Below are 26760 nucleotides of genomic sequence, written 5' to 3' on the forward strand. Positions count from 1 at the left end.
CTCGCGGGAGCGTGCGGTGCCCAATGTTTGAAGTCGGATATCAGACCGTAGACAGGAAATCGCGCACAAGTGTCGCCGCAGCTGGCGCCTCTTCAAACAGCAAATGTCCGGTCGCGCCGAGTTTCTCCAGCCGTGCTTCATCGGTCCCGCGCTGCCATTCTTCGGCATATTGCACGGGGATGACCCTGTCTTCCTCGCCCCAGAGGATCAGGGTCGGCATGTGAAGCCGGTGCAGCCAATGGCCAAGCGTTTTATTGCCGCGTCCGTCCGTTGCGTGGACCCGCGCCAGCGCACCCATTTCGCGTCCGAGCGCCGCATCGAACCGGCTGTCGGGCTCGGTCGGGAAATAGCGGAGCGCAACTGCCGGATCATGCGTGAGATGGGCTGGGATATCGGCAGGCGCGACCTGAAACAGATCGGGGAGAGGGATTGTTGGAAGATCAAGACCGGCAGGTGCGGCGAGAAACAGCGCGGCAAGCCTTTCCGGCTGTCTTATCGCGAATTCTGCTGCAATCCAGCCGCCAAGTGAGAAGCCGCCAAGGCTGAATTGATCCAGTGCGAGTGCATCGAAGAAATCCATGTAATGGAGCACATAGTCGCCGATCTGCACGATATCGGCGTCGTCGTCGCTTTCACCGAAATTCGGATGAAACGGGATGATGAGCCGGTTTCGCGAAGCAATGTCGGCCAGGCTGTCAAAGCCGGGAAATGTCCCGGTTCCATGCAGAAAGACCACATCCTTACCTTCACCCTTCACAAGATAGGTGACGGTTTTGCCTCGGATTACGACCGTGCGTTTTTCAAAACTGCTCGAGTAATTCAACATCTTTCCACCTTATGCCGCTGGCTTGGTGTGACTGGACCAATTGCTTTTTCATCTGATCGACAGCGCTGTCGATCCGCGCTTCCAAGGCCGGGGGCAGAAGCCCATCCGGTTCCAGGTCCGCCGAACAGGCATAGATGCCCGTTGCGACGGTTCCCGCTTCGAAAAAGCCGAAGAGCGGACGCAGATGATGTTCAACGACCAGCGCATGACGATGCCCGCCGCCCACTGCGCACAGCACGGTCGGGCGACCGCGCAGCGCGAGCGGATGGACGAGATCGAACACGTGTTTGAAAAGACCGGGATAGCTTCCCTGATAAACAGGGCAACCGACGATCAACGCATCGCAATGCTCGATCTCTGAAATGAGGCTTTCGGATTGCCGGTCCAGTGCCTTGCGATTGACCGTGAACAGGTTCGACCCGGCATGCGACAGGTCCAGATGCGTGACCGACACATCGTCTTCCGCTTCCAGCCTTGCGGCAATCGCCTGGGTTAGCCGGTGAACTTTCGTCGGGCGATCACACCCGACGAAGCTGACAATATTTCGCGCCATGGCCGGTCTCAGTTTTCGCTGATGCCGAAAACGGTCCATCGCGCATCGGCGCCTGAAAGGCCAAGTAGCCCCTTGCCGCATTCCTCGACGATCTGGTCGGCGAGCAAAATATGCTGGGTGCCGGAATGGATATCGCGATAAAAGCGCTGCATGGCCGTGTTGTGCAGCGAGGCTCCACGAGCCGCACGATGCGCGAATGTCGCCACATCTGAAACGATGTCGTGCATATAGCGCAGCGAGAGCTTCACCATCGTCATCTGGTCGAGGGACGGGACGCCGCCGGATGCGGTGGTCTGCGAGACGTCTTCCCATGTTTCCATGGCCAGCGCCCGTGCGGCCCGGTAACGGGCTTCGGCATTGGCAAACTGGAACCGCAGGCTGGCGCTGTCTGCGCTCTTGCCGAACGGATCCTGTCGCTGACGGATCACCTTGGCGAGTTCGTCGAGTATCCGGCGACCGACGCCGATGGCCCAGCTTGTATGGGTGAGGGCGCTGTAGCCTGCCAGCCCGAGATGGCCCTGTGTCTGACCGCGCTTCGGTGCGGACTGCGTGAAACTATAGGTCATTGAATCCGGCACGAAGAGGTCTTCATCGGTTGCCAGCGTGTAGTCGAAGCTGCCCGTGGCGCGCAGGCCCAGCACATCCCAGTTGCCAAGCAGCTGGATCGTCGAGCGCGGGTGATGTGCGACGATGATCTGCGGTGCGCCGGTTTCGTCTTTAAGAAGTGCCTTTCCGCTCGGGTCCTTGGGATCGAGAAGGAAGCAGCCGGAATGAATCCATTCCGCGTGGAAGATGGAGCTTCCATAAGCCCAGTTGCCGCGGATCATGTAGCCGCCATCGACCTTGCGGGCAAAGCCGCGCGGCACGCCATTGCCTGCAATGGTGACATCGACGCCGTCCTTGAAGACATTCGCAATCCCCTCGTCGTCGAGGTAGATCGCCATGGTGGTGCCTTCCATATTGTTGACCATCGTGCACCAGCCCGATGATGCGTGGGCATAGGAAAGCGCGGACATTAATCTCATGGCATCGATTGGGCGCAATTCCGCGCCGCCGACTTCCTTGGGAAACAGCATTGTGTAGAAGCCCCCCTTGCGCATGGCGTCCACGACGTCGTCATGCATCCGTCCGAGTGTCTCTGCCTCTTCCGCCTTTTCTTCAATCAAGGGTAGAATCGCTTGAAGGCGATCATTGAAGCCCTGAAGGACTGCGGAATAGTTGTCGGTCGTGTGAGTCCGGTGCACGCTGGTATCCAAGTTAGTTCCCCTTGATTTAGTGGTTATAAGCAGGAATGATACGGATAAGAGTGGGAACGGACATTCCCCCCAGATGGGGGGCTTGGGAACTCGGGAGAGAGAATGCCCAGGCAAATATTATCGACAGACGAGCGGATATCTGCAGCGCTTTCCGTTGCGGAGAGCCGTAATTATGACGATTTTACAATAGCTTGTGATTATTTTGCCGCGAATGTCCTGCGGGTTCGATCGCTTGGAATTTATTTGCTGGAGAATAATCGGCCGCGCCTTTTTCACAGCATCAACACACCCACCGGCTTTCTTCTTGAATATCAGAATGGGCTTGCGGATTCGGATCCGATGATTGCGGCAGTGGTGCAGAATGCTGGCGCGATTGCGGGCTCGCGATTGCCCCAGAATGCGGCGGGAAATGTGCCGCTGATGCGAACGCTGCTCTATCGATGGAACTACAACGATAACTTGTGCTGTCCGGTTTACGTCGGCGACAACATACAGGCGCTGATCTATGCCGCCGGTTTCGAGATGCACGCAACACAGCTCGAAGAACAGGTTTCGCTGCTGTGCCGTTCGTCGGCGCTTGCCTTGCGCAACATTCAGGAAGCGCGTCCGGCGAAGACGCCCAACGCCAATCTGACCAGCTTGTCGCCGCGCCTATCGACGGTCGCCCGGTTGCTTGCAGCTGGCAATACCAACAAGCAGATTGCGCGACATCTGGAGCTTTCGCCCCATACGGTGAAGGATTATGTCGACGACCTGATCAAGCGTTTCGGTGTTCGTAACAGAACCGAAGTGGCCGTTCTGATCAACCGCATGAGCGGTGGGAGGAAAGCCGAGCCGGTCGGATTTGTCCTGTCGGGACAGGAACGGCGCGGCCTTCCCATAGAGCATTTCTGAAAACGCTTTCCGCGTTACTAAGGGCAGAGGAATTTAACGGCGCGGTTTTTGGGATCGCACAGCGTATCGATCACATTGCAATGATGGGTGCCGTCGATTTCCCAAGCGCTGGTTTCTATCCCCAACCCGTACCAGATGTTTGCCAGCAGCGCATTTTGTCGTCTGAACTCCATCAGCTCATCGCCGCCGACGCAGCAATGAACGGCAATATCTATACGCGGGCGCTGGAGTGCCGCGCTCTCCGCGACAGCTTCAGCCTCGTCCATAGAGAAAATATTGTTCATCGCGGTTTTGAGAAGCGGGCGTAAATCGTGCAGCCCGCTGATAGAAAGAACACGCTTTATCCGTTCCGCCGTTGCGGCGGCAATGGGCGCATTTTCGCACGCCATGCGGCTGACCAGATGCCCCCCGGCGGAATGGCCGGTCAAGGCGATATCACCGTCCACTTCCTGCGCCAGATGGTCGAGGAAGCGCCCTATTTCCCGTGTGATACCGGAAATGCGCGCTTCGGGGCACAGCGTATAGCTTGGCATGGCCACGCGATAGCCGCGCGCAAGCGCGCCTTGCGCCAGATGCGACCAGAAGCTTTTGTCCAGTCCCTTCCAATAGCCGCCATGGACATAAACAAGTGTGCCCTTGGCCGTACCTTCCGGCAGGAAGAGGTCATAATGGTTCCGCGCGCCGTCGGCATAGGCGATGTCAGGGATCAAGCGACCCTGATCGCGCATCTTCTCGCGAAAGCCGGATGCCAGTTCCGTCCAGCGCGGCGGATAGGTGGCGGAATCGCTGATGGCCTTCATATTGTCGTAAGCGGTATCGTAGTCGTGCAGCACAGAAGTCTCCTGCGTATTTCATGCTTGAAGCCGCACGTCAGGCGCGGGCTTCGGTTGCCGCCTGCGCGCGCAGGGCGGATCGCTGCAATTTTCCGGATTCTGTTTTGGGCAGGCTTGAAACCCAGCATATCACGCGGGGGTATTTATAAGGCGCGAGTTCGCTTTTGACGTGGCTTTGCAGTGTTTCCTGCAAGTTCGTGTCGCCATGATATCCTTCGTTCAGCACGACATAGGCTTTGACAATGCAGCCTCGTTCCTCATCTGGAGCAGCCACCACGCCACATTCCGCCACGGCGGGATGGGCAAGCAAGCTGGCTTCGACCTCCGGTCCGGCGATGTTGTATCCAGCGGAAACGATCATGTCGTCGTTGCGGGCCTGATACCAGAAATAGCCGTCCGCATCCATGACATAGGTGTCGCCGGTGATATTCCAGCCGTTCTCGACATATTTGGTCTGGCGCGCGTCGGCCAGATATTTGCAGCCGAGCGGTCCGCGAACGGCAAGTCGTCCGGGGGTGCCGGGCGGGCATTCCTGCCCATTGTCATCGATGACACGTGCTTCATAACCGGGGATGGGTTTACCAGTCGCTCCGGGTCTGATGTCGTCTTCCGGCGCGGAGATGAAGATATGCAGCATTTCCGTCGCGCCGATGCCGTCGGCCAGCGAAAGCCCGGTCGCGCGCTTCCACGCTTCGAAAGTAGGGAGCGGCAGGGCTTCACCAGCTGAAACACATTTGCGCAGGGAAGAAAGATCGTACTGATCGATCTTGGAAAGCATGGCTCGGTAAGCCGTCGGCGCGGTGAAACAGACAGTCGGTTTATATTCTCCGATAGCCACGGCCAGATCGTGCGGTGCTGTCTTTGCTGGCAGCACCGTGGAAGCGCCGATCCTGAAGGGAAACAGGACCAGCCCGCCAAGACCGAACGTGAACGCCAGCGGCGGCGAGCCGATGAAAATGTCATCTTCGGTCGCGTTCAATATATGATGTGCATAGCAGTCGCAGACAATCAGCAGGTCGCGGTGGAAATGGATCGTCGCTTTCGGCAAGCCGGTGGTGCCGGATGTAAAGCCCAGCAGGCATGGATCGTCGGCCCGTGTTGCGACCGCATCGAAATCGCTGGATGCACCGGCCAGCAATGCGCCAAGTTCCCCGCCAGCATTGCCCTCCCAGGTCACCAGAGTTTTGATGAAATCGGTCTGTGCCACGGCATTCTGCATCTCGCCGATCAGCGCGTGATCGCAAAATGCAATGCTGATTTCGGCCTTGTCGATGATCTGGACCAGTTCACGGGCGCGCAGGAGTGGCATGGTCGCGACCACAACGCCGCCCGCCTTGATGATCGCCATATAGAGCGCAATCTTGGTCGGGTTATTGCCCGAGCGGATCATCACGCGATTGCCTGTTTTCATGCCGAGCTTGTCGGTCAGCACATTGGCGATCTTGTTGATCATTGCGGCGAGATCGCTATAGGTCCAGCGTACGCCCGGCGCCTGCAGTGCAATGCGGTCGCCTTTGCCGTTTGCAAGATGTGCATCCACCAGTTCGTAGGTGGCGTTGAGCTGTTCCGGGTAGCCGAGTGCGTCGAGGTTGATGATATCCGGTAGAAATTCCGCAGCCGGGAGATTATCCAGAACGAATGTGTCCACATGAGCGCTGGGGTGCATGCTCGTCTCCTGTCAATGCCAGTTTGCGTTCGACTGCTGGGTCAAACGTGCAAGTAACGTTCTTTGATGTCCGGGGTGGTCAAAAGGGCGGCGTTGTCGCCGCTCCACACCACACGGCCCTTTTCGATGACCACATGACGGTCTGCGAAGCGCGCCAGCGCATCGACATTCTTGTCGATGACAAGGATTGCCTCGCCTTCATCCTTGATGTTGCGCAGGCAGGACCAGATCTCTTCGCGCATGAGCGGCGACAGGCCTTCCGTCGCCTCATCCAGCACGACCATTTTCGGATTGGTCATCAGGGCGCGACCAACCGCCAGCATCTGCTGCTCACCGCCGGAAAGCTGGTTGCCCATGTTGCGCCGCCGCTCCTTCAGGCGTGGGAACATCCGATAGATGCTTTCCAGCGTCCATTTGGATGAACGCGCTTCCGAACGCCGGGTGGCCAGCAGGTTCTCTTCGACACTGAGCGTCGGGAATATCTGCCGTCCTTCCGGGACGAGACCAAGCCCCTCGCGGGCAATTGCGTAGGGCGGTTTGCCGGTAACGTCATGGCCATTGACGAACACCTTGCCGCCCTTGGGCGGCAGCAAGCCGAAGATCGACTTGATGGTCGTCGTTTTCCCCATGCCGTTTCTGCCGAGGATCGTGACGACTTCTCCTGCACTGACTTCAAAGTCGATGCCGAAGAGAATGCGAGACTGGCCATAGGCGTTCTGGAGTCCTTCGACCTTCAGCATCACGCGGCCTCCTCTTCGCCGAGATAGGCGGCGCGCACGTCCGGATCAGAGCGTACGGCAGCGGGTGTTCCGGACGCGATGACGCATCCGTAGACGAGGACGCTCACCTGATCCGCCAGCGAGAAAACGGCATCCATGTCATGCTCGATCAGAACCAGCGTATGCGTCTGACGTAATGCGCGCATCAGCTCGACCAGCACTACGGATTCTTCATGGCTGGTGCCAGCCAGTGGCTCATCAAGCAACAGCATCTGCGCTTCGGTGGCGAGCGCGATGGCAATCTCAAGCTGGCGCTTTTCGCCGTGCGACAGCGCTCCGGCCCGGCGATGGGCGCGGTCGTCGAGCCGCACGCGGGCAAGCGCTGTCATGGCTTGTTCGTTGATCTGGACCTCCTTGTTTGCCGCCTGAAAAAAGCGGAAGCTCGAACCGGATCGTGCCTGAACGGCAAGCGCAACATTTTCAAGCACGCTGAAACCTTCAAGAACAGAGGTGATCTGAAACGAACGTGCAAGGCCGAGATGGACACGATTGGGCATAGGCAGACCGGAAATGTCACGGCCATCGAAGATGACCGAACCGCGGTCGCTTTTGAGATTGCCCGAAAGCTGGTGGATCAATGTCGTCTTTCCGGCGCCATTTGGGCCGATCAGCGCATGAATTTCACCGCGTTTGACGGTGAGGTTCACACCGTCTGTGACCTTGAGCGCGCCAAAGCTTTTGTGCAGGTCTCGCACCTGAAGCAGTTCATCCGACATCGGAACCTCCACGCAGCTTGCGGAGCAGCCCGCCGATACCGTCGCGACTGAAAAGCACGACGAGAACAAGGAAAAGACCAAGGCCGAGTTTCCAGTGCTCTGAGAAATGCGCCAGCACCTCTTCCAGCACGATGAAGGCGGTTGCGCCGAGGACCGGGCCGATCAGCGTGCCCATTCCACCCAGCACGACCATGACGATCAGTTCGCCAGAACGCTGCCAGCTCATGAAGGCAGGCGAAACGAACTGGATCTGGTTGGCGAGCAGAACACCGGCAATGGCCGCTGCCACACCGGCGATGACATAGGCGGTGAGCTGAAACGAGAAGGGCGAGAAACCGATGGCGCGCATGCGTACCGGATTGTCCCGCGTTCCGCGCAGCACACGACCGAACCGTGAATGCACCAGCATGCGGAAGATGAAAAATGCGCCCATCAGAACCGCCAGCACGAAGTAGAACAACACCAGATTGCTGGAAAGCAGCATATTGCCGAACAGCGTCGAGCGGGTGGACAGCGTCATTCCATCGTCGCCGCCAAAGGCTGACAGGGAAACCATGAAGAAGAAGGCCATCTGCCCGAAGGCCAGCGTGATCATGATGAAATAGACGCCGCTGGTTCTCAGCGAGATATAGCCGGTGACGAGGGCGAAGAACGCCGCAACAACGATGGCCGCAACCAGCTGGAGGATCAGATCGTCGATGCCATAGCTGGACAGGATGCCGACTGCATAAGCGCCGATCCCGATATAGGCGGCATGACCAAAGGACACGAGCGCGCCGTAACCCATGATGAAATTGAGCGAAAGCGCGGCTAGCGCGAAGATCATGATGCGTGTCACGATCACGAGAAGAAAGCTGTCGTTCAATACGGATGCGAGAAGCGGAACGATTGCAAAGGCGGCGAAGACCAGCCACGGGCCCGCATCCAGCAAAGGCGAGGTTCGGCTCTTTGCCGTTTCCGGCATGGCGGTATCGCGGGTGCTGTTATGGGTAATCTCGCTCATCGGGTTCCTCCCTGCGCCGGGAAGAGACCTGTCGGACGGAAATAGAGCACGGCTGCCATAAGAATATAGGTGAGCATCGGCACCAGCGTGCGGCCCATCTGGGAGGCAGCGGCCGGATCGAGCAGGTTGCGGAGCAGCATCGGCCCGAAGGTGCGGCCAAGCGTATCGACGAGGCCAACGGTGATGGCCGCAACGAAAGCACCGCGCACGGAACCGACGCCGCCGATCACGATGACGACGAATGTGAGGATCAGGATGGAATCGCCCATGCCTGGATCAACGGAGAGAATGGGGGAGATCATGCCACCGGCAAAGCCTGCAAGCATCGCGCCAAGTCCGAAGACCACCATGAACAGGCGGCGTATATTGATGCCGAGAGCCGAAACCATGTCGCCATTGGTCGCTCCGGCACGCAGCAACATGCCGATGCGCGTGTGATTGACGAGGACATAAAGACCTGCCGCCGTGGCGAGGCCAGCGGCGATGATCAGCAGGCGATAGACGGGATAGCGCAGGTTGCCAAAGAGCTGGATGGAACCGGATAGGGAATCCGGCATCGGCACGCTGAGCGGAGCCGCGCCCCAGATGATCTTCACGAGTTCGTTCACTATCAGGATCAACCCGAATGTAGCCAGAACCTGATCGAGATGGCTGCGTTCGTATAATCGTCGAAAGACCAGCACTTCCAACACAATGCCGATGACAAGGGTGACGGGCAGGGCGATCAGGATGCCGTAAAAGAAGCTGCCTGTCATGGCAGTGAAAGTCGCAGTCAGATAGGCGCCGACCATATAAAGAACGCCATGCGCCAGGTTGATGAGGTCCATGACGCCGAAGATCAGTGTCAAACCGGCTGCGACGAGAAAGAGCAAAATGCCAAACTGAATCCCGTTAAGGGACTGCAGCAGAAAAAGATTGAGCATGGGGGACGTCCGGAACTCGTTGTACTGAAGTCCGTTTCACGCCAGACAAACTGGCGTGAACTGTTTCAGACTTGGAAATTGAGAGGACTGGGCTCATCGGAGCACCCGCCTTCCACCGGGTTACATCTTGCATTCAGCTGCGTAATTATCCTTGTAATCGTTGAAGACCGTTTCAACGTAGGACGTGGCGAACTGGCCGTCGTCACGCTTGACGACTTTGGTCAGGTAGAAATTCTGGATCGGAAAGTGGTTGTCGCCAAAGCTGAATTCACCGCGCGGCGAGGTGAATTTCGCGTCTTTCATGGCGGCCCGCAAGGCATCCTTGTCGGCAATATTGCCGTTGACCTGCTTGACGGCCGCATCGATCAGCATGGCGGCGTCATAAGCCTGCACCGCAAAAGTCGCCGGAATGCGCTTGAATTTGGCTTCATAGGCGGCGGCAAATTCCTTGGCTGGTGCGGAATCAAGATCCGGCGCCCAGTTCGAACCGGCGAAGAAGCCAACTGCCGCATCCTGCTGCGCGGGCAGGGTGGTCTCATCCACGGTGAATGCCGAAAGGAACGGGGTGCCTTCAAGACCGGCCTGACGATACTGTTTGACGAAATTTACGCCCATGCCGCCGGGCAGGAAAGCATAGACCGCGTCAGGCTGTTCGGCTGCGATCTGGGCGAGTTCTGCCGAATAGTCGAGCTGGCCAAGCGGCACATAGATTTCCTGCGCGACTTCGTTCTTGTAGGAATGCTTGAAACCGGCCAGAGCGTCCTTGCCAGCCTGATAATTCGGGGCGATCAGCACGACGCGCTGGTAGTTCTGCTTTTCGGCATATTTGCCGGAAACTTCATGCATCTGGTCGTTCTGATAGGAGGTGACGAACAGATTGGGGTTGCAATCCTTGCCGGCCAGATTGGACGTGCCTGCATTGGTCGAGATCAGAAACGTGCCGGAATCGGTCGCTGGTTTGACGATAGCGTTCAGGACATTGGAGAAGATGGGGCCTACGACAAAATCCACTTTGTCGCGCTGGATCATCTGCTGGACCTTGTTGACGCCGATATCCGGCTTCTGCTCATCGTCCTGAATGATGATTTCAGCATCGAGGCCGCCGAGCTTGTTGCCCAGCTTGTCCATGGCAAGCAGAAAACCGTCGCGGGATTGTTCGCCCAGCAAGGCCGCTGGCCCGCTCAGCGTATAGATCAAACCGATCTTGATCTTGCCTTCTTCGGCCTGCGCGGTTCCGTTCAACATGGTTGCGGCGAGCAGCGCGAAGGCCGCTTTCGTCGAAATTTTCATTGTTCCACCTCGATTGCAGCGTTCTGCTTTGTCTTATTTTTCTTTCGCATTATCCGGTGCAAAACCGCTTCACACTTTTGCTGGAAATGCTCTGATACCCGGCAGATGTACTCCCATACTTCTGCCGGGCGGATGCATTATTCTGCTGGAGCGGGCAAAAATTCAACCTCGTGTGCCGGTGCAATGCGAACTATTTCAGCAGGATCACCGACATTGTCGATGCGAACGAACAGATCCCAAAGTTTTGCAGTCGGCGAAACCCAGAAAACGCACTTCACTGGCTGCTCGGTCTTGTTGAAAATACCGTGCGACACGTTGCGTGGCAGGCAGACGAGATCGCCAGCTTCGGCAACGGCTTCCTTGCCGTCGAGAAGCAGGTCGAAGCGTCCTTCCAGCACGTAGATGAATTCTTCCTGCGTGGTGTGGATATGTGGCGGAACGAAAGTGCCGGGAGGGAAGGTTGCGTGCCAGGACATGGAGCTTTCGCAGACATGCTTGGGCACATAGGTCTGACCGAGAATATGCCAGACAACACCGTCCACGGAGGAACCGGATTTGGTCACGCCAGCTTGAAGAACAGTCACTCTAATTCCCTTTCATTAGAGCGCACCCCGAAAAGTGTGAAACGGTTTTCGGAAAAGATGCGCGTTAAAAAATATTCAGACGCAGGTTTCAGGCAGAGGCCCGAGACACTCCCCGATTGACTTGCTGTGTTGAAAAGCCAGCCTTTGCGGCATAGCCGCGAACGATTGCCTCGCGCTCGGCAAAGCTGATGACGCCGTCCAGATCGGCAACACCGGATGGAGCGCGGCGTTCAACCTCATCGATGACGCCTTCCGGGCCGCCCAGCCGGTTGAGCCGGACGATTTCCGCCGTCGCGGGCAGCCGGATTGCCTGATAGGCCGCCAGCGCCGCGCGACCGTGCTCCGCAGCGGCAAGGTGGTCGGCAAGCGTGCGTGCGTCGATGATCGCCTGGCTCGCGCCGTTCGACCCCACCGGATACATCGGATGGGCGGCATCGCCGATCAGCGCCACGCGGCCATCCGTCCACCAGCGGGCGGGGTCGCGGTCGCACATCGGATATTCGAAGAATGTATCGGTTGCGCGCACCAAAGCGGCAAGGTCCACGACATTGATGCCGAATTTTTCGACATGGGGCATCAGCTCTTCATGCGTGCCGCGACGGCTCCAGTCCTCGCGCTTCGGCGCAGGCGATCCGTCGGCGCCGGGACGATAGGTGACGACCCAGTTGTTGAGAATCTTGCCGGGCGTGGTGCCCTTGGCTATCGGGTAAAGCACCAGCTTATACGTAAAGCCGCCAGCCACGATCATGGTGCGACCGTCAAGGAACGGATCGCTTTCAACAGCGCCGCGCCACATCATGACGCCGTTCCATTTGAGACCGGCTTCGTTCGGGAACATCTGATGTCGAATGACGGAATGAATACCGTCCGCGCCGATAATGATGTCGGCAGTTGCCGAGGTAATTTTTGAACCTTCGGCAAAATGAACCGTGGCAGAACCCTCGTTCTGGGTGTAGCCCACGCAGCGCTGGTTCGCGATGACGGCATCCGGTCCAAGCCGTTCGATGACGGCATTATAAAGCAGTTTCTGCAAATAGCCGCGATGGATTGAGAACTGGGGCACATCATAGCCTGCATCGACGCCGCGGGGCTCGCGCCATATTTCCTGGCCCTGCCGTGTAGCGTAAATCAGCTCTCGGGTGCGGATGCCGGTGGCGTCCAGCGCGGGCAGAAGGCCGATTTCAGCCAGTTCGCGGATGGCGTGCGGAAGGACATTGATACCAACGCCCAGTTCACGGACTTCCGGTGCTGCTTCGAAAATCTGGCAGTCAATGCCTCGTGCGTGCAGCATCAATGCCATCGTGAGGCCACCGATGCCCCCTCCGACGATAATCGCTTTCATTCGCGGTTCCCTTTTTCGTGGCTGCTCTTTGGCGCCTGGGACCAACGATAAAAGCGGGAACAATGCTGTCTATCACCAAAACGCCATTCCTAACAGGAAACCGCCAGAAACGCGCTTTCGTGCAAAATTTTCGTGGCGCTTGCGCTCTCGCTCCAGCGTGATACTTTAATCTTAAAATAAAATGCTCTCTAAATGAGATACGGGGAATATCGTGATGCCGACTACGAGCTATATGCACAGGCTTTCGCCGTCCATCGATTCGTTCCAGGACACCATGTCGGGTCTCCTCAGGCCTTGCCGCATCTCGAAGAAATCCAGCCGGACCTACCGGACGGAAGTTTCACATGGGCGCATGCGTCCCTTCGGCCTGACTGCGATCCGCATTGGCGGCCATGCCCGCATCGAAGTTGAAGCGCATAACGACATGACTTTGTTGCAGGTTCCGTTGCAGGGCATCTTCGTCTCGCGCGACCGGCGCGGTGACGAGTTGTTGTATCAGTCCGGCATGAATGCCCAGCTGGTCGACGCGCATTCGGCGATTGATCTCGAATTTCACCCTTCCACGCGCATGCTGATCTTCAGCCTGAACGATACCCAGATCGATATTCTGGGGGGCAAGGAATTCATCGAACAGTTTACCCATAACAAGCGCGTCGTATCCTTCGATACTCTAGTGGGTCATGCCTTCTATCAGCTGGCGCATTTCGTCATAAACGAGATCGAGAAGGATAAGGAAGCATTCTTCCATGGCGGTCTGTCGGAGCGGCTCGAAGACAGCCTGATGGCATCGCTTGCGGCGGCGCTCGACACGCAGCCGCGCGCAAGGCCGCTGACGAGTGCGGTTCCAAGCTATGTCCAGCGTGCTGAAAAATTCATGCTCGACAATCTCGACAAGCAGCTGACCTTGCAGGAGCTTGTCGATGCAACGGGCACCAGTGCACGTACCTTGCACCGCACATTTCGCAGTGTCCGGGGCAACACGCCGCTCGGCGTGTTCAAGAACATGCGGCTGGACAAGGTGCATGCAGAGCTTGTCCGCGGCCACGCCGGGCCGGGGGATATCACGCGTATCGCCATGGCCTGGGCTTTCAATCATATGGGCTTGTTTTCAGCGGATTACCGACAGCGCTTCGGCTATCTCCCATCGGAAACCGTGCGCCGCGCGCAATGATCCTTCGGTAGAAACGCCTCGGGCGGCACCCCGTATATTGAATTTCCGGTTGGACTGTGGTGCTGCACGCCGCCGACCTTGGACGTGCCTGTGCCGGGAGCAAAGCTCCGGGGCCGGCTCGGCGAGCATATGTTCTTGCAAATCAGAAACACTATCACTGCCGACCGTATAGACGGTAGGATGGCCGGTCGGTTACCTTGGCTCTTGAGATTTGAACCGGAGATGAAGCCTTCATGATCAAGGGTATAGCGCTGCTATTGTTGTTTCAGCTGCTTGGCGAAAGCTTTATCTTCACGAGCGGGCTTCCTATACCGGGCCCCGTTGTGGGGCTCGTGCTTCTGTTCGTTGCCATGCAACTGTGCAAGATATTCGACTGGGGTATCTTTGCCGAAGCAGAAACGGCGGCCGATGGTTTTCTCGGTAATCTCGGCCTGCTTTTTGTCCCGGCGGGGGTCGGAGTGGTGGCTATGTGGAGCCAGATTCAGGGGCAAGCCACGGCAATTCTGGCTATTGTGGTGATCTCGGCAATTCTCACATTGGCGGTGACGGTCTGGACCTTCATTCTTGTGCAACGCTTCATGGGGCGGAGGTAGCGTCATGAAACATCCACTGGAACTATGGGTTTACCTTTCAGCATCACCTTTGCTGTGGCTCACTCTCACATTATGCGCATGGATCGTGGCGACGCATATTTCCGTTCGACTGAAGCGCCATCCATTGGCCAATCCTGTACTGATTTCCATCGTGCTGCTTTCCAGTCTGCTTGTGATTTTTGATGTTCCCTATGGACGATTCTTTGAAGGAGCCCAGTTTATCCACTTCCTGCTCGGTCCAGCCACAGTAGCCATCGCCGTGCCTCTATTCCGCCAATGGCATCAGGTGCGGCAAGCGCTGATCCCAATGGGAGCAGCGCTGGTCGTCGGCTCCTTCTTTGCGGTTCTTTCCATTGTGGTGATGGGCAAATGGGCCAATCTCTCCAATGAAGTGCTGATTTCTTTTCTGCCAAAATCCGCAACTGCCGGGGTTGCCATGGCGATCTCTTCCACACTTGGCGGCACACCGTCGCTAACCGCGGTATTGGTCGTACTTACCGGTATCATCGGCGCACTTGTCGTCACCCCTTTCATGAATGCCATGCGGATAAGGGACTACGCCGCACGTGGATTTGCTGTTGGGCTGACGTCGCACGGTATCGGAACTGCACGTGCTTTCGATGTCGATGAGACGGCTGGGCTCTTCGCCGGGATTGCCATGGCGCTGAACGCTATTGCAACGTCACTCGTTGTGCCGCTGCTCGTCAAATTGTTCCTCAGCTGAAACGCCGACGCGACGTTTAAAGCGGCGGGTTGATCGACACTAAATTGTCCCCATGGCCACGCGAGCCGTTTGGCTCGCTGGCTGCCATATGGGGACGAAGAACTATATGCGTGGTCAGGGCAGTTGATTTACTGCTTGATAGCCTCAGCCTGAATTTCAAGCTTGACCATCTTGGCCATGCCTTCTTTTACAAGGAAGTCCACGCCCCACTGGGTGCGATCGATAGTTGCTTCAAAATCGCCACCACAGACTTCTGCCTTGAAGATCGGGCTCTGGTAACAACCGAACTTGGTGGCCGTGAGCTGGATTGGCAGTGTCTTTCCCTTCATGGTCAGATCGCCATCCACTGATACCAGCTTGTCTTCGTCAAAATTCCACTTGGTCGACTTGAACTCAATGGTCGGGAACTTTTCCGCGTCCAGCATGTCAGCACCTGTCACGTGCTTATCAAATGCGGCCATGCCTGTATTCAGCGTCTTGACGGGAATTGAAATATCCATCTTCCCATCCATGGTTTCAGGATCGAACGAGATATCGCCGTTGATTTCATAGAAACCGCCGCTGTTTGTCGATGTATTGAAGTGATCAATATAGAAAACAGCTTTTGTATGTGTTGGGTCCAGTTTGTAATCCGCAGCCTGGGCAGCCGAGACTGACAGCAACGAGGCTAAGAGGGGCAGTACGAACTTTCTCATGTCCATTTCCTTGTCGAGATTTAGCCGTGAAGCGTGAATACAGTGATCGCTTCGATGCCTTTGTAAGTAGCTGTCGGGCGCAACGCTGTGTAGTTCGGATTTCGGTACTCAATGTCCTATAAATAGGACGGTTGCTTGCGTTGAAGCGGGAACTGCAGCAGATACAGCCGGTATCACAGGAATTTTCCTGGCAGCTTTGGCTGGCGCATGAAGAGTGTTGCGAGCGCTGCAAGAGCAATGGCAAGACCGATCATGACGAACATGTCGCTGTAGGCCAGCACGAAAGCCTCCCGTTGAACGGTTCTGGCGAGCATGGCCGTGGCTTGGGCAGTCACTCTCGTCGGATCGCTGTTGTGAGCTTCCAGCATGGCTGCGGTTCGGTCGATGTGGCCCTGCACATCCGCAGCGCCCCGTTCCAGATGCAGGCCAAGCAGATTGGAGTGCAACTGCTCCTGCACGCGTGTAAATGTGCTGACCGCAGCAAGACCGATGGCTGTGCCAACCGTGCGAACGATATGAACAAGGGACGCAATCCACGGTATTTCCCTGACGCTGATGTCTTCCGTTATCAGAACCATCAGAGGTATGGCGGTGAATGGTGCGGCGATGGACTGCACGAACAACGAAGGCAATATCTGATCCGAGGTCCACAGATGCGTGAGACCGGACAGCATAAGAACACCTGCGCCGAACAGCATCAGCCCGAATGCTGCCAGACTGCGCGGATCCATCCTGTAGGTCAGCCAGGCGACGAATGGCGTCAGAACGATCTGCGGCAGAACAGAGACCCAGAACATCGTGCCGCTTTCCAGCGCGCGATAGCCCTGAATACGGATCAGGTATTGCGGCAGCAGATAAGCAGAGGTCATCAACCCGATGCGCATGGCGAACATCAGGAACAGACTGAAGCCAATATTCCGTCTGGCAAGCAGACGCGGACTGACCACCGGATCTGGATGCCACAATGCATGGATGAGATAAATGCTCAGAAAGAACAAGGCCGACGCCAGCAGACCCACGATCAATCCCGATCCGAGCCAGTCGAGGCGGTTGCCCTGATCGAGTGCCGTAACCAATGCAGCCAGCCCGAAAGACAGTGCCAGCAGACCGAAACCGTCATGTCTGCGGAAGCGCAGGAATTTGATAGGATCGTTGGCAAGCCCGTAGGCTCCCGCCAGCAGTGTAAGACTGCCGGGTATAATGTTGATCCAGAACAGATATTGCCAAGACAAGTGAGTGATCACCCATCCCTCGATGCTGACAGCAAGGTTTGGTGTAAGTGACGAAGCCAGCGCATAGAGCGACAAGCCGTAAAGCCGCAGATGCTGTGGCAAATGCCGCATGATCACGGCATAAGCCATCGGCATCAGGATACCTGCACTCAGGCCGCGTATCGCCTGAATGCTGATAAGCGTCTGGAGATTGGGGCTGAACGGCGCCAGCATCGATGCAATCGTGAAGATGAGTGCTCCGATCATGACCCCGCGAGCGGGCGAGAGGATCGAGCGCAGCCAGACGGCGGATGGTATGGCGGCCACTTCGGCAACGACATAAGCCGTCGTCAGCCAGCTCGCCTCATCCATGCCAACACCAAGTGCGCCACGAATATCGGCAAGCCCGATATCGGTGAGGCGCGAGTTCAACAGGGATGTCGTCGTGCCAAGCAGGACGGCGGCGACGCCGATCAAAGCCCGCATGTTGGGTAGGCTTGTGGGGCGCGATTGGGCAGAACCCCGAACGGTCGTAGCGGTGGACATGGCTTTTCGGCTCCTGCCGCCTGCCGTCTCAAACGAAGTTTCGCGGCAAGCGGCCCAATTAGCTATTTGATGAGACTGGCTGTCGTCTCAATGCTCTGGTCTGTATGCACGGTTGCCACGACCGACATGCCCGGGCGAAGCAGTTCGTCGAGTTCACCATTCTGTTCAAGCGCGATGCGCACGCCAACGCGCTGGGCCACTTTGGTGAAATTGCCGGTCGCGTTGTCCGGTGGCAGCAGGCTGAATTCCGATCCGGTTGCCGGTGACAACCGCTCCACATAACCGCGCAGTTCCTTGCCCGGGAATGTATCGACCGTCACGCTGACAACCTGACCCGGCCTGAACTTGGCCAGCTGCGTTTCCTTGAAATTGGCGACGATATAGAGCTTCGAGACAGGCACGACTGAAACGAGTTGCGACCCGGCCCGTACATATTGTCCTTCGCGCGCGCCGCTGACACCCACAACACCATCCATCGGTGCTGTGATATGGGTACGATCCAGGTCGATCTGCGCGAGCCGCAATGCAGCCTGCTGATTGGACAGTTCAGCCTGGGCTTGGTCGGATTGGGTGGCAAGAACGTCCAGCTTCTGACGCTCGGCTGCTATTTCGGCCTGTTTTTCAGCAATCTGCGCTTCGATGCGTTTGACGTCGGCAATCGCGGCTTCCAGCTTTTGCGCTGTCGACCAGCCGTCTTTCGTCAGAGATGTCTGTCGGTGACCTTCACTGACGACGCGCTCGCGGTCGGCGTTGAGCGCCGCCAGTCCGGCTTCTGCTTGTTCGATCACACGCTGCTGCAAGGTGATGTTGCTCTGCGCATTACGGATTGCGGCCTGTGCGGCGGCTACGCTAGCTCCGGCCTGATCCACCTGTGCCTGATACTGGGTCGGGTCGATCTGCATCAGCAGTTGTCCAGTTTTGACGTGCTGGTAATCCTCCACCAGTAAATGCACGATACGCCCGCCAACCTCAGCACTGACCGGTGTTGTGTCGGCACGCAGATAGGCATTGTCGGTCGTCTGGTTGGTCATGCCTGCCACCCAGCTTCCCCAGCCAAGCGGAATGACGATGGCAAGACCGATCCCAGCGACAATCACAGATGCGCGGGCAAGACTGAGATAGGCCCGGCGGCGGGGCTTTCCTGCTGCTTTGAGGGGCTCCGGCTTGTCCTTGACCGGAGCTGGCTGCTGAAAGAGAACAACTGGCTTGTTCATAACACGCAGTTCCTGAGTTGATTGTCTGAATTGATATCCGACTGTGAGAACCAAAAGGCGAAGCCGCGGCTTCGCCTTCAGTTTCGACATGGGATGAGTATCGTTAGTTCTGAAAGCTGGAAGGTGAAGCATCGCCGAAGCGATGTGCCGAGCCGTTCTCTGTGACCTCTTTTGCAGGAACGATCGCCGCCGTGCTGGTGAAGTCGAGCTTGAGGAACGAAGAGTTCACATCCCGTCCGGGCAGAACAAATGCCTTGTCCTGTGCGGCCATGGCTTCCGGCTGGCCGACGAACGGGTTTTCAGCCAGAGCGGCACCGGTGCTGAGAAAAATTGCGGTAATAGCAAAAACGATCTTTTTCATTTTCTGTCTCCTTGGGACTTTGTTTTGGCTTGTGAAAATCAAAGCCGTTTGATGGAGCGAATATGGTATGCCTCCTTTCATGATTGAAATGATTTGTTATAATTTGAATTATGAGCAGCATTCATAATATCGACCTCAATCTGATCCGTGTCTTCAACGCGTTGATGGAAGAGCGGAACGTGACCAAGGCCGGGGAGAGGCTCAATCTCACCCAGTCGGCAGTCAGTCACGCACTCGGAAAATTGCGATATATTCTGTCAGACGAACTGTTCGTGCGCGGCCCGCAGGGCATGCATCCGACGCCACGCGCCGAAGAGCTGTCGCAGCCGCTGCGTTCGGCTCTTGCCGACATATCAGCGGCACTTTCACCAGTTCAGTTCGATCCCGCCACGGCGGATATGAGCTTTGTGGTCGCCACTTCCGATTTCTATATCGGCACGCTCTTTCCTGCCGTCATGGAGCGACTCGAAAAGGAAGCGCCGGGTATCCGGCTTTGGCTTCGATTGTTCAATGATCTCAATCTGGTCGAAGAACTGGATCGCGGAACCCTGCATCTCGTTGTCGGTGCTTTCGGACGCATTCCCAGCCGATTCAGGCGGGAGACGCTGGTATCTGTCGATAATGTCTGGATCATGCGCAAAGACCATCCGGCTTCTTCCGGCCCGCTGACAATTGAAACACTCGGGCATTATCCACACATTGATGTCTTGTTGTCAGGCCGCGCGGCAATGGAAGCTGCCGGCATGCAAGAACAGGAAGGTCTCGAGCGCGCGTTTGTAACCAGCAATCCGCCATTTCTTGAGGGGCTGCTACGGGAGGTCGGTCTGTCACGCCGTATTGGCGCAACGGTTTCCCTCATTCTTGCCGTACCGCCGCTTGTCGCGGCGACCAATATGATCGCCCTGTTACCGCGCAGTGTCGCGGAAACCTACAAAGATACTTACGGTCTTGTTCTGCATGAGGCACCCTATCCGTTGCCAGCCACTCAGATCAACATGCTGTCGCACAATACTTTCGGGGCGCATCCGGCTGTCGCCTGGCTGCGCTCCGTTCTGCGCGAAGCGATAACAGTCTCCCAGGCCTGACTCATCAGAAATGACAAAAAACGCCGGGCTATAACCCGGCGTTCTCTTGCAATGCTCCAACCGACAAGCAAAGCTCGCTTACCGGAATTGTCGCGACGGCTTATTTGCCGGACGTCATTGTGTTGTAGCTGGTGATCAGGTTGCGATAATCTGGAATGTGGTTTGCAAACAGCGTACCCAGACCTTCAATATCGTTGCGCCAGTCGCGATGCAGTTCACAGGCAACGCCGAACCAGGTCATCAGCTGCACACCGGCTGCACTCATGCGGTCCCATGCCGAATGGCGGGTCACTTCATTGAAGGTGCCCGACGCATCAGTGACGACAAAGACGTCGAAACCGGCTTCGATAGCGGACAATGCCGGGAAAGCCACGCAGACTTCGGTCACGACACCAGCGATGAGCAGCTGCTTCTTGCCGGTAGCCTTCACCGCCTTGACGAATTCCTCATTGTCCCAGGCGTTGATCTGGCCGGGGCGAGCGATATAGGGCGCATCGGGGAATGTTTCTTTCAGCTCCGGCACCAATGGGCCGTTCGGGCCGTTTTCAAAACTGGTGGTCAGAACAGTCGGCAGCTTGAAATACTTGGCGAGATCGGCGAGCGCCAGCACATTGTTCTTAAACTTGTCCGGGTCGAAATCTCGTACCAGCGACAGCAGGCCAGTCTGGTGATCGACGAGAAGAACAGCAACATCATCCTTGTTGAGGCGTACATATGGCTTGGTCATCGACGTTTCCTTTCAGGAAGTCAGAGGATAGATCGCCACCCGTATATTCGTGTAACGTTTGGCGTTGGTGGAATGAATGAAAGCTATCTCAGCAACGAAAAGCGCAAAAGATTGTCAAAATCGACGCTGCGTTCTATTAATGGAACGATGGAAGACCTGAACGACCTTTATTACTTTGTGCAGGTGGTTGATCATGGCGGCTTCGCACAGGCAGGCCGCGCCATCGGCCTGCAAAAATCGAAACTGAGCCGCCGTATCGCGATTCTGGAGGAACGGTTGGGCGTCCGCCTGATCCAGCGCTCGTCGCGCCATTTTTCCGTCACCGATATCGGGCGTGAATATTATCGCCGCTGTCTGGCAGTTCTGGTTGAAGCGGAAGCTGCCACTGCTTTCATCGCGCAACATCGCGACGAGCCGCAAGGCGTGGTTCGGTTAAGCTGCCCGACAGCGCTGATTTCATTCCAGTTCGGGGCGTTATTTGCCAAGTTTCTCACAGCCTATCCGAAGGTGGACCTGCATCTGGAAAGCACCAATCGCCGTGTTGACGTGATCGGCGAACGTTTCGATGTTTCCATCCGCGTACGGTTTCCGCCGCTGGAGCAAACCGACCTTCTGATGCGCAAACTGGACGACAGTTCGCAGTATCTGGTCGCGCGACCCGGTTTCCTCAATGAACCTGTGACCACACCGGCTGATCTGGTGGGGCTACCAAGCCTTGCATGGACATCAGCCTCCCATAATTATGAATGGCGGCTTGAAAAGCACAATGGCGAGCGGGCAGTCATTCCGCACCGTCCCCGCTTCCTGACTGATGACATGGCTGCCTTGCGCGATGCCGCGCTCGACGGTGCCGGGATCGTGCAGCTGCCAACCATGATGATCTGGCGTGACCTTGCCGCAGGCACATTGGTGCCTGTCTTGCCCGAATGGCGCCCGGCTGCGGGCATCGTCCATGCAGTATTTCCATCCAGGCGTGGCTTGCTGCCTTCGGTGCGTACCCTGATCGACTTTCTGGCGCGGGAATGCGCTGTTCAACGCAAGGCTATCGACGAAACTATTCTTTAGCCAGCGGTAGACCATACGTTGGAGAAGGTCTCTGGGTCGTCATGACCTGTGTTCGCTTGCGGATAGAGCGGCATACTCTTCGACCAAAAAATCGAGAAGTGCGCGCACTGAAGGCAGCAGGCCACGCCGCGAGGGAAAAGCAGCATGGATGATGCCGCTGCGGGGTGCCCAGTCGGGCAGAAGATCAACCAACCGCCCAGTCTTTATATCATCCCGGACAACCATTGTGGGAAACTGGCAAACGCCGATGCCTTGAAGAGCGGCCAGCCGCAGCGCAACCATATCTTCCGTGATCAGCAGCGGTTGATAGGGAATTTCAGCCGTGGTGCCGTTCGGACCAAGCAGGTTCCATTCAAAACTGTTGTGGGATGATCCCCAGGCAAGGCCGGGCATGTCGACGAGGTCGGCGGGGACGGCGTTGCATCCCTCCTTGACGAATACAGGGCTTGCCACCAGTCGTTGCTCGCTTTCCGCCAGCTTGCGGATGACGAGATCGCTATCCTCGAGCGGTGGAAAGCGGACGCGGATAGCGAGATCGAAGCCTTCGCGGATAACATCCACGCGCCGGTTTGTGCTTTCCAGATGTATTTTCACCTTTGGGTATCGCGCCATGAAACGGGCGATCATTTCACCGACCTGGAAATAAATGACCGATGCCGGGCAACTCACCCGCACCGTGCCTTGCGGTTCCGTGCGCATTCTGTCGATCACGTCCAGCGCAGCATCGGCCTCAACCATCATCGCCAGACAATGGCGATAAAATTCCTGGCCGATATCCGTCACGGCAAATTGTCGGGTGGTGCGCTGGATAAGCCTGACACCGAGATCATCTTCCAGCAGGGCGATCCGGCGGCTCAGCCTGGAGCGCGGCATATCCAGTTTTCGGGAGGCAGCGGAAAAGCCGCCTTGCTCCACGACTTCCACATAAAACCGCATATCGTTGAGATCAGCCATGGCCGGGCCTTTCATTGTCCTGTTTTCAGGACAGTATAGCCTGAACTTCGATCTACCGGTCAATTTGTTCCAGATTTATTTTGCTCTCAGACAGTCAATTCAGTGTCTGCAAGGCAACGAAATAAATCGGGAAGATCGAGATGAGACAGGTTATCGGCATTTACAGCAGCTCATCACCCCATTGGGTGGGTGATGGATTTCCGGTTCGCTCCATGGTTTCCCATGCGACAATGGGCGAACACATCAGCCCCTTCTTGCATCTTGATTATGCCGGGCCGGAACAGTTTGCACCCACGGCAACCCCGCGCGGGGTTGGCAGCCATCCCCATCGCGGTTTTGAAACCGTGACCATTGTCTATCAGGGCGAAGTTGAACATCGCGATTCCACTGGAAGCGGAGGCATGATCGGTCCCGGTGATGTACAATGGATGACTGCTGCCGCCGGGATTTTGCACGAGGAGCGCCATTCGAAGGCGTTTACCGAACAGGGAGGCACGCTGGAAATGGTGCAGCTCTGGGTCAACCTGCCTGCCAAGGACAAGTCCGCGCCCGCCGCTTACCAGACGGTGCTCGATCGGGATATTCCGACCGTGGCCCTGCCGGATGAAGCTGGAATTGTCCGTGTCATAGCCGGGAACTATGCCGGACATGCCGGACCAGCACGCACCTTCACGCCGATTGATCTATGGGACCTGCGCCTGAAACAGGGCGGAAGCGTTGTGTTTGATCTTCCCGATCAACATACGACCGGCCTGGCAATCTTGCGCGGAACGATCACCGTCAACGGCAACAGATCGGCACGGGATGCGCAATTCGTTCTGCTCGACCGAAAAGGTGGCAGTTTCGAGGTTACGGCTGACAGCGACGCAACCGTCCTTCTGCTGAGCGGCGAACCGCTTGAAGAGCCTGTCGCCATGCGTGGCCCTTTCGTCATGAACACAAATGAAGAATTGCAGGATGCTTTCGCGGATTTCCGAACAGGGAAATTCGGCGCCATTCCTGCCTGATCCATTCCCGTAGCGTCAGTAAGAACCACGGGTATCCCCGGACCGGAAATGCTTTCGGCCCTGAATACGTCCAAGCCTGAAGAAGGAGACTTAAAATGAGCAGCCCAGCTAACTTTAACGGCCAGCGTCCGGTTATCGACCCCAACGACGCCGTCATGCTTCTGATCGATCATCAGAGCGGCCTGTTTCAGACCGTCGCAGACATGCCGATGCCTGTTTTGCGCAATCATGCGACCGCGCTTGCCAAGATGGCCACGCTGACCAAGATGCCGGTCATCACCACGGCATCCGTGCCGCAGGGCCCCAATGGTCCGCTGATCCCCGAGATTCATGAGAACGCCCCTCATGCCAAATATGTAGCGCGCCGTGGCGAGATCAACGCATGGGACAATCCGGATTTCGTTGCTGCCGTGAAGGCCACGGGCCGCAAGACCCTGATCATCGCAGGCACCATCACCAGCGTTTGCATGGCCTTCCCGGCAATCAGTGCCGTTCAGGACGGTTATAAGGTTTTCGCCGTGGTGGACGCATCCGGAACCTATTCCAAGATGGCGCAGGAAATTACGCTCGCTCGTGTTGTTCAGGCCGGTGTCGTGCCGATGGATACGGCTGCGGTGGCTTCGGAACTCCAGAAGACATGGCATCGTGACGATGCGCAGGAATGGGCCAATGTCTACACCAAGATTTTCCCTCCCTACCAGCTTCTCATCGAAAGCTACTTGAAGGCGCAGGACGTCGAAAAGAACCACGAACAGCTCGATTCACAGCGTGGCTGATTGTGACCAAAATACAAAAGGGCGGCATTACCTGCCGCCCTTCTTCTTGTCCTCAAGTTGATATGAAAACCGCATTGCGCAATGAATGTACGCAATGCGGTTCAATGTTCAGCCTGTCGTGTCATCCCACGGATTTCCCGACAGTGTTTATGCGCAAGGCTTACTTCTGCCAGCTCTTGACCAGTTCATCGTAATTGACCGTAACCGGCTTTTCTTTTTCGTTCTCGATCTTCAGCTGAGGAGCGAGGTTACCCTTGGAAACGGCATCCTTGTTCCAGTACTCGATGTCATGTTCCTCGGCGAGCTTCGGTCCGATGTCGCCCTGTACCCCCGCACGTTCCAGACGCGAGAGAACTTTTTCCTGTTCGGCGCAAAGTGAATCCATCGCTTCCTGTGCCGTTTTTGCACCCGACGATGCATCGCCGATCGCCTGCCACCAGAGCTGAGCCAGCTTTGGATAGTCAGGCACGTTGGTGCCGGTTGGCGACCACTGGACGCGGGCCGGCGACCGATAGAACTCGACCAGACCGCCGAGCTTCGGTGCCCGATCCGTGAAGCTCTGATGATGGATGGACGAGTCGCGGATGAAGGTCAGACCCACATGGCTCTTTTTCACATCGACCGTCTTGGACGTCACGAACTGCGCATAGAGCCAGGCAGCCTTGGCCCGGTCATCCGGGGTGGACTTCATGAGGGTCCAGGAACCCACGTCCTGATAGCCAAGCTTCATGCCGTCCTTCCAGTAGACGCCATGCGGGGAGGGGGCAACACGCCATTTCGGCGTGCCATCCTCGTTCACGACCGGCAGGCCGGGCTTGGCCATATCGGCGGTGAAAGCCGTGTACCAGAAAATCTGCTGGGCGATGTTGCCCTGCGACGGAACCGGGCCGGATTCGGAGAAGGTCATGCCTTGAGCTTCTGCCGGAGCATAGGCCTTGATCCAGTCGAGATATTTCTGGATGGCGTAGACCGAAGCTGGTCCATTGGTGTCGCCGCCGCGGGCTACGCATGAGCCGACCGGACGCGACTGATCATCAACCTTGATACCCCATTCATCGACCGGCAGACCGTTTGGCAGTCCCTTGTCACCGTTGCCAGCCATGGAAAGCCACGCATCGGTAAAGCGCCAGCCGAGAGACGGGTCCTTCTTGCCATAGTCCATATGGCCGTAGACCTTTTTGCCGTCGACATCGCGACCGGTGAAGAACTCGGCGATGTCTTCATAGGCAGACCAGTTGACTGGTACGCCAAGATCGTAGCCGTACTTGGCCTTGAAGTCGGCCTTGTTCTTCTCGTCGTTGAACCAGTCGTAGCGGAACCAGTAGAGGTTTGCGAACTGCTGGTCGGGAAGCTGGTAGAGCTTCTTGTCCGGAGCCGTCGTGAACTTGCTGCCGATGAAATCGTCCAGATCGAGGCCCGGATTGGTGACATCCTTACCTTCATTGGCCATGAAGTCGGTGAGGTTGCGGACCTGCTGATAGCGCCAGTGCGTGCCGATCAGATCGGAGTCGTTGACCCAGCCGTCATAAAGATTCTGGCCGGTCTGCATCTGGGTCTGAATTTTTTCGACGACGTCGCCTTCCTGAATAAGGTCATGCGTGACCTTGATGCCGGTGATGGCGGTAAATGCGGGCGCCAGCACCTTCGATTCATAATCATGGGTGGTCAGCGATTCCGAAACGACCTTGATATCCATGCCCTGGAAAGGCTTGGCCGCATCGATGAACCACTGCATTTCCTTTTCCTGATCGGCGCGCGACAGGGATGAAAGGTCGCCAATTTCCTTGTCGAGAAATTGCTTCGCCTCATCCATTCCCGCTGAAGCTGCCCCTGTCATTGCCAGCACGATAAGTGCTGTAGTCGTCATTAGATGCCGTCGCATGTTGATCCTCCCAAAGCTTGCGAGTGCATTGCATATCGACTTCCGGGCGCGGTTTGTCCCCCGAGCCCATTTTGCGCGGAGCGG

General features: G+C 57.0%; 27 protein-coding genes. 8 read left to right on the top strand and 19 right to left on the bottom strand.

What is annotated here, in order from left to right:
* Nucleotides 1–40 precede the first annotated feature (40 nt).
* From KWJ32_RS00835 to KWJ32_RS00845, 3 genes are read right to left on the bottom strand one after another with little or no spacing between them, the layout of a single operon-like run.
* Nucleotides 41–826: an alpha/beta hydrolase gene (locus KWJ32_RS00835; protein ID WP_012093343.1), complete on the bottom strand. Its 786-nt coding sequence runs from the start codon at nt 824–826 to the stop codon at nt 41–43.
* Nucleotides 801–1379 carry an NAD(P)H-dependent oxidoreductase gene (locus KWJ32_RS00840; protein ID WP_012093342.1) on the bottom strand — a complete coding sequence of 193 codons (579 nt, stop codon included), beginning with the start codon at nt 1377–1379 and terminating at the stop codon, nt 801–803. The genes KWJ32_RS00835 and KWJ32_RS00840 overlap by 26 nt, the downstream gene beginning before the upstream one ends.
* A gap of 8 nt (nt 1380–1387) precedes the next feature.
* Complete coding sequence (locus KWJ32_RS00845; RefSeq protein ID WP_012093341.1) at nt 1388–2623, bottom strand: acyl-CoA dehydrogenase family protein; 1236 nt, start codon at nt 2621–2623, stop codon at nt 1388–1390.
* A 114-nt stretch (nt 2624–2737) separates the two neighbouring features.
* Here KWJ32_RS00845 and KWJ32_RS00850 point away from each other — a divergent pair, with 114 nt between their 5' ends.
* Nucleotides 2738–3529, top strand: a complete 792-nt coding sequence (locus KWJ32_RS00850; RefSeq protein ID WP_012093340.1) for a LuxR C-terminal-related transcriptional regulator — start codon at nt 2738–2740, stop codon at nt 3527–3529.
* 17 nt (nt 3530–3546) lie between these two features.
* Here the strand turns inward: KWJ32_RS00850 and KWJ32_RS00855 are convergent, their stop codons facing one another.
* The 9 genes from KWJ32_RS00855 to KWJ32_RS00895 all read right to left on the bottom strand — a co-directional run bounded on the left by KWJ32_RS00855 (nt 3547) and on the right by KWJ32_RS00895 (nt 12665).
* Entirely contained in the window at nt 3547–4362 is an 816-nt protein-coding gene (locus tag KWJ32_RS00855; protein WP_012093339.1) for an alpha/beta hydrolase, read from the bottom strand.
* 37 nt (nt 4363–4399) lie between these two features.
* Nucleotides 4400–6028, bottom strand: coding sequence for a benzoate-CoA ligase family protein (locus tag KWJ32_RS00860; RefSeq protein WP_012093338.1), 1629 nt, complete (start codon nt 6026–6028; stop codon nt 4400–4402).
* Between the two features lie 41 nt (nt 6029–6069).
* On the bottom strand, nt 6070–6768 hold the full coding sequence (locus tag KWJ32_RS00865; RefSeq protein ID WP_012093337.1) for an ABC transporter ATP-binding protein: 699 nt from the start codon (nt 6766–6768) through the stop codon (nt 6070–6072).
* A complete protein-coding gene (locus tag KWJ32_RS00870; RefSeq protein WP_012093335.1) occupies nt 6768–7523 on the bottom strand; it encodes an ABC transporter ATP-binding protein in 756 nt (251 codons plus the stop codon). Before KWJ32_RS00870 ends, KWJ32_RS00865 begins: the two co-directional genes overlap by 1 nt.
* Nucleotides 7513–8526: a branched-chain amino acid ABC transporter permease gene (locus tag KWJ32_RS00875; RefSeq protein ID WP_012093334.1), complete on the bottom strand. Its 1014-nt coding sequence runs from the start codon at nt 8524–8526 to the stop codon at nt 7513–7515. Before KWJ32_RS00875 ends, KWJ32_RS00870 begins: the two co-directional genes overlap by 11 nt.
* The gene (locus tag KWJ32_RS00880; RefSeq protein ID WP_010659180.1) at nt 8523–9449 is read right to left on the bottom strand and encodes a branched-chain amino acid ABC transporter permease; all 927 of its coding nucleotides are present in this window, start codon (nt 9447–9449) and stop codon (nt 8523–8525) included. Before KWJ32_RS00880 ends, KWJ32_RS00875 begins: the two co-directional genes overlap by 4 nt.
* Nucleotides 9450–9569: 120 nt before the next feature.
* Nucleotides 9570–10739, bottom strand: coding sequence for an ABC transporter substrate-binding protein (locus KWJ32_RS00885; RefSeq protein WP_010659179.1), 1170 nt, complete (start codon nt 10737–10739; stop codon nt 9570–9572).
* Between the two features lie 137 nt (nt 10740–10876).
* Nucleotides 10877–11323 (bottom strand): cupin domain-containing protein, encoded by a 447-nt coding sequence (locus KWJ32_RS00890; protein ID WP_010659178.1) that lies wholly within the window; start codon nt 11321–11323, stop codon nt 10877–10879.
* A gap of 88 nt (nt 11324–11411) precedes the next feature.
* Nucleotides 11412–12665: a flavin-dependent oxidoreductase gene (locus tag KWJ32_RS00895; RefSeq protein ID WP_012093333.1), complete on the bottom strand. Its 1254-nt coding sequence runs from the start codon at nt 12663–12665 to the stop codon at nt 11412–11414.
* Between the two features lie 214 nt (nt 12666–12879).
* Here KWJ32_RS00895 and KWJ32_RS00900 point away from each other — a divergent pair, with 214 nt between their 5' ends.
* The 3 genes from KWJ32_RS00900 to KWJ32_RS00910 all read left to right on the top strand — a co-directional run bounded on the left by KWJ32_RS00900 (nt 12880) and on the right by KWJ32_RS00910 (nt 15153).
* Nucleotides 12880–13836, top strand: a complete 957-nt coding sequence (locus KWJ32_RS00900; RefSeq protein ID WP_010659176.1) for a helix-turn-helix domain-containing protein — start codon at nt 12880–12882, stop codon at nt 13834–13836.
* A 233-nt stretch (nt 13837–14069) separates the two neighbouring features.
* Nucleotides 14070–14429, top strand: coding sequence for a CidA/LrgA family protein (locus KWJ32_RS00905; RefSeq protein ID WP_012093331.1), 360 nt, complete (start codon nt 14070–14072; stop codon nt 14427–14429).
* Between the two features lie 4 nt (nt 14430–14433).
* Complete coding sequence (locus tag KWJ32_RS00910) at nt 14434–15153, top strand: LrgB family protein (RefSeq protein WP_012093330.1); 720 nt, start codon at nt 14434–14436, stop codon at nt 15151–15153.
* 128 nt (nt 15154–15281) lie between these two features.
* Here the strand turns inward: KWJ32_RS00910 and KWJ32_RS00915 are convergent, their stop codons facing one another.
* The 4 genes from KWJ32_RS00915 to KWJ32_RS00930 form a co-directional block, all read right to left on the bottom strand.
* On the bottom strand, nt 15282–15854 hold the full coding sequence (locus tag KWJ32_RS00915; RefSeq protein ID WP_210211195.1) for a YceI family protein: 573 nt from the start codon (nt 15852–15854) through the stop codon (nt 15282–15284).
* 167 nt (nt 15855–16021) lie between these two features.
* Nucleotides 16022–17605 carry a DHA2 family efflux MFS transporter permease subunit gene (locus KWJ32_RS00920; protein WP_012093327.1) on the bottom strand — a complete coding sequence of 528 codons (1584 nt, stop codon included), beginning with the start codon at nt 17603–17605 and terminating at the stop codon, nt 16022–16024.
* 62 nt (nt 17606–17667) lie between these two features.
* A complete protein-coding gene (locus KWJ32_RS00925) occupies nt 17668–18819 on the bottom strand; it encodes an HlyD family secretion protein (protein ID WP_012093326.1) in 1152 nt (383 codons plus the stop codon).
* Nucleotides 18820–18922: 103 nt separating this feature from the next.
* Nucleotides 18923–19180 (bottom strand): hypothetical protein, encoded by a 258-nt coding sequence (locus tag KWJ32_RS00930; protein ID WP_012093324.1) that lies wholly within the window; start codon nt 19178–19180, stop codon nt 18923–18925.
* A gap of 110 nt (nt 19181–19290) precedes the next feature.
* Here KWJ32_RS00930 and KWJ32_RS00935 point away from each other — a divergent pair, with 110 nt between their 5' ends.
* Nucleotides 19291–20265: a LysR substrate-binding domain-containing protein gene (locus tag KWJ32_RS00935; protein ID WP_012093323.1), complete on the top strand. Its 975-nt coding sequence runs from the start codon at nt 19291–19293 to the stop codon at nt 20263–20265.
* Nucleotides 20266–20365: 100 nt separating this feature from the next.
* On the opposite strand, the gene ycaC is transcribed toward KWJ32_RS00935, so the two are convergent.
* A complete protein-coding gene (ycaC, locus tag KWJ32_RS00940; protein ID WP_012093322.1) occupies nt 20366–20992 on the bottom strand; it encodes an isochorismate family cysteine hydrolase YcaC in 627 nt (208 codons plus the stop codon).
* A 147-nt stretch (nt 20993–21139) separates the two neighbouring features.
* Between ycaC and KWJ32_RS00945 the strand changes: the two genes are divergently transcribed.
* Nucleotides 21140–22057 carry a LysR substrate-binding domain-containing protein gene (locus tag KWJ32_RS00945; protein WP_012093321.1) on the top strand — a complete coding sequence of 306 codons (918 nt, stop codon included), beginning with the start codon at nt 21140–21142 and terminating at the stop codon, nt 22055–22057.
* Between the two features lie 39 nt (nt 22058–22096).
* On the opposite strand, the gene KWJ32_RS00950 is transcribed toward KWJ32_RS00945, so the two are convergent.
* A complete protein-coding gene (locus KWJ32_RS00950) occupies nt 22097–23011 on the bottom strand; it encodes a LysR family transcriptional regulator (protein ID WP_192799363.1) in 915 nt (304 codons plus the stop codon).
* Between the two features lie 140 nt (nt 23012–23151).
* On the opposite strand from KWJ32_RS00950, the gene KWJ32_RS00955 reads away from it, so the two are divergent.
* On the top strand, nt 23152–24018 hold the full coding sequence (locus KWJ32_RS00955) for a pirin family protein (RefSeq protein WP_012093319.1): 867 nt from the start codon (nt 23152–23154) through the stop codon (nt 24016–24018).
* Nucleotides 24019–24113: 95 nt separating this feature from the next.
* Entirely contained in the window at nt 24114–24794 is a 681-nt protein-coding gene (locus KWJ32_RS00960; protein ID WP_012093318.1) for a hydrolase, read from the top strand.
* A gap of 160 nt (nt 24795–24954) precedes the next feature.
* Here KWJ32_RS00960 and KWJ32_RS00965 read toward each other — a convergent pair whose 3' ends face one another.
* Entirely contained in the window at nt 24955–26676 is a 1722-nt protein-coding gene (locus KWJ32_RS00965) for an ABC transporter substrate-binding protein (protein ID WP_010659168.1), read from the bottom strand.
* Nucleotides 26677–26760: the final 84 nt, after the last annotated feature.

The organism is Ochrobactrum sp. BTU2, from assembly GCF_024539785.1.
Classification (GTDB): domain Bacteria; phylum Pseudomonadota; class Alphaproteobacteria; order Rhizobiales; family Rhizobiaceae; genus Brucella; species Brucella anthropi.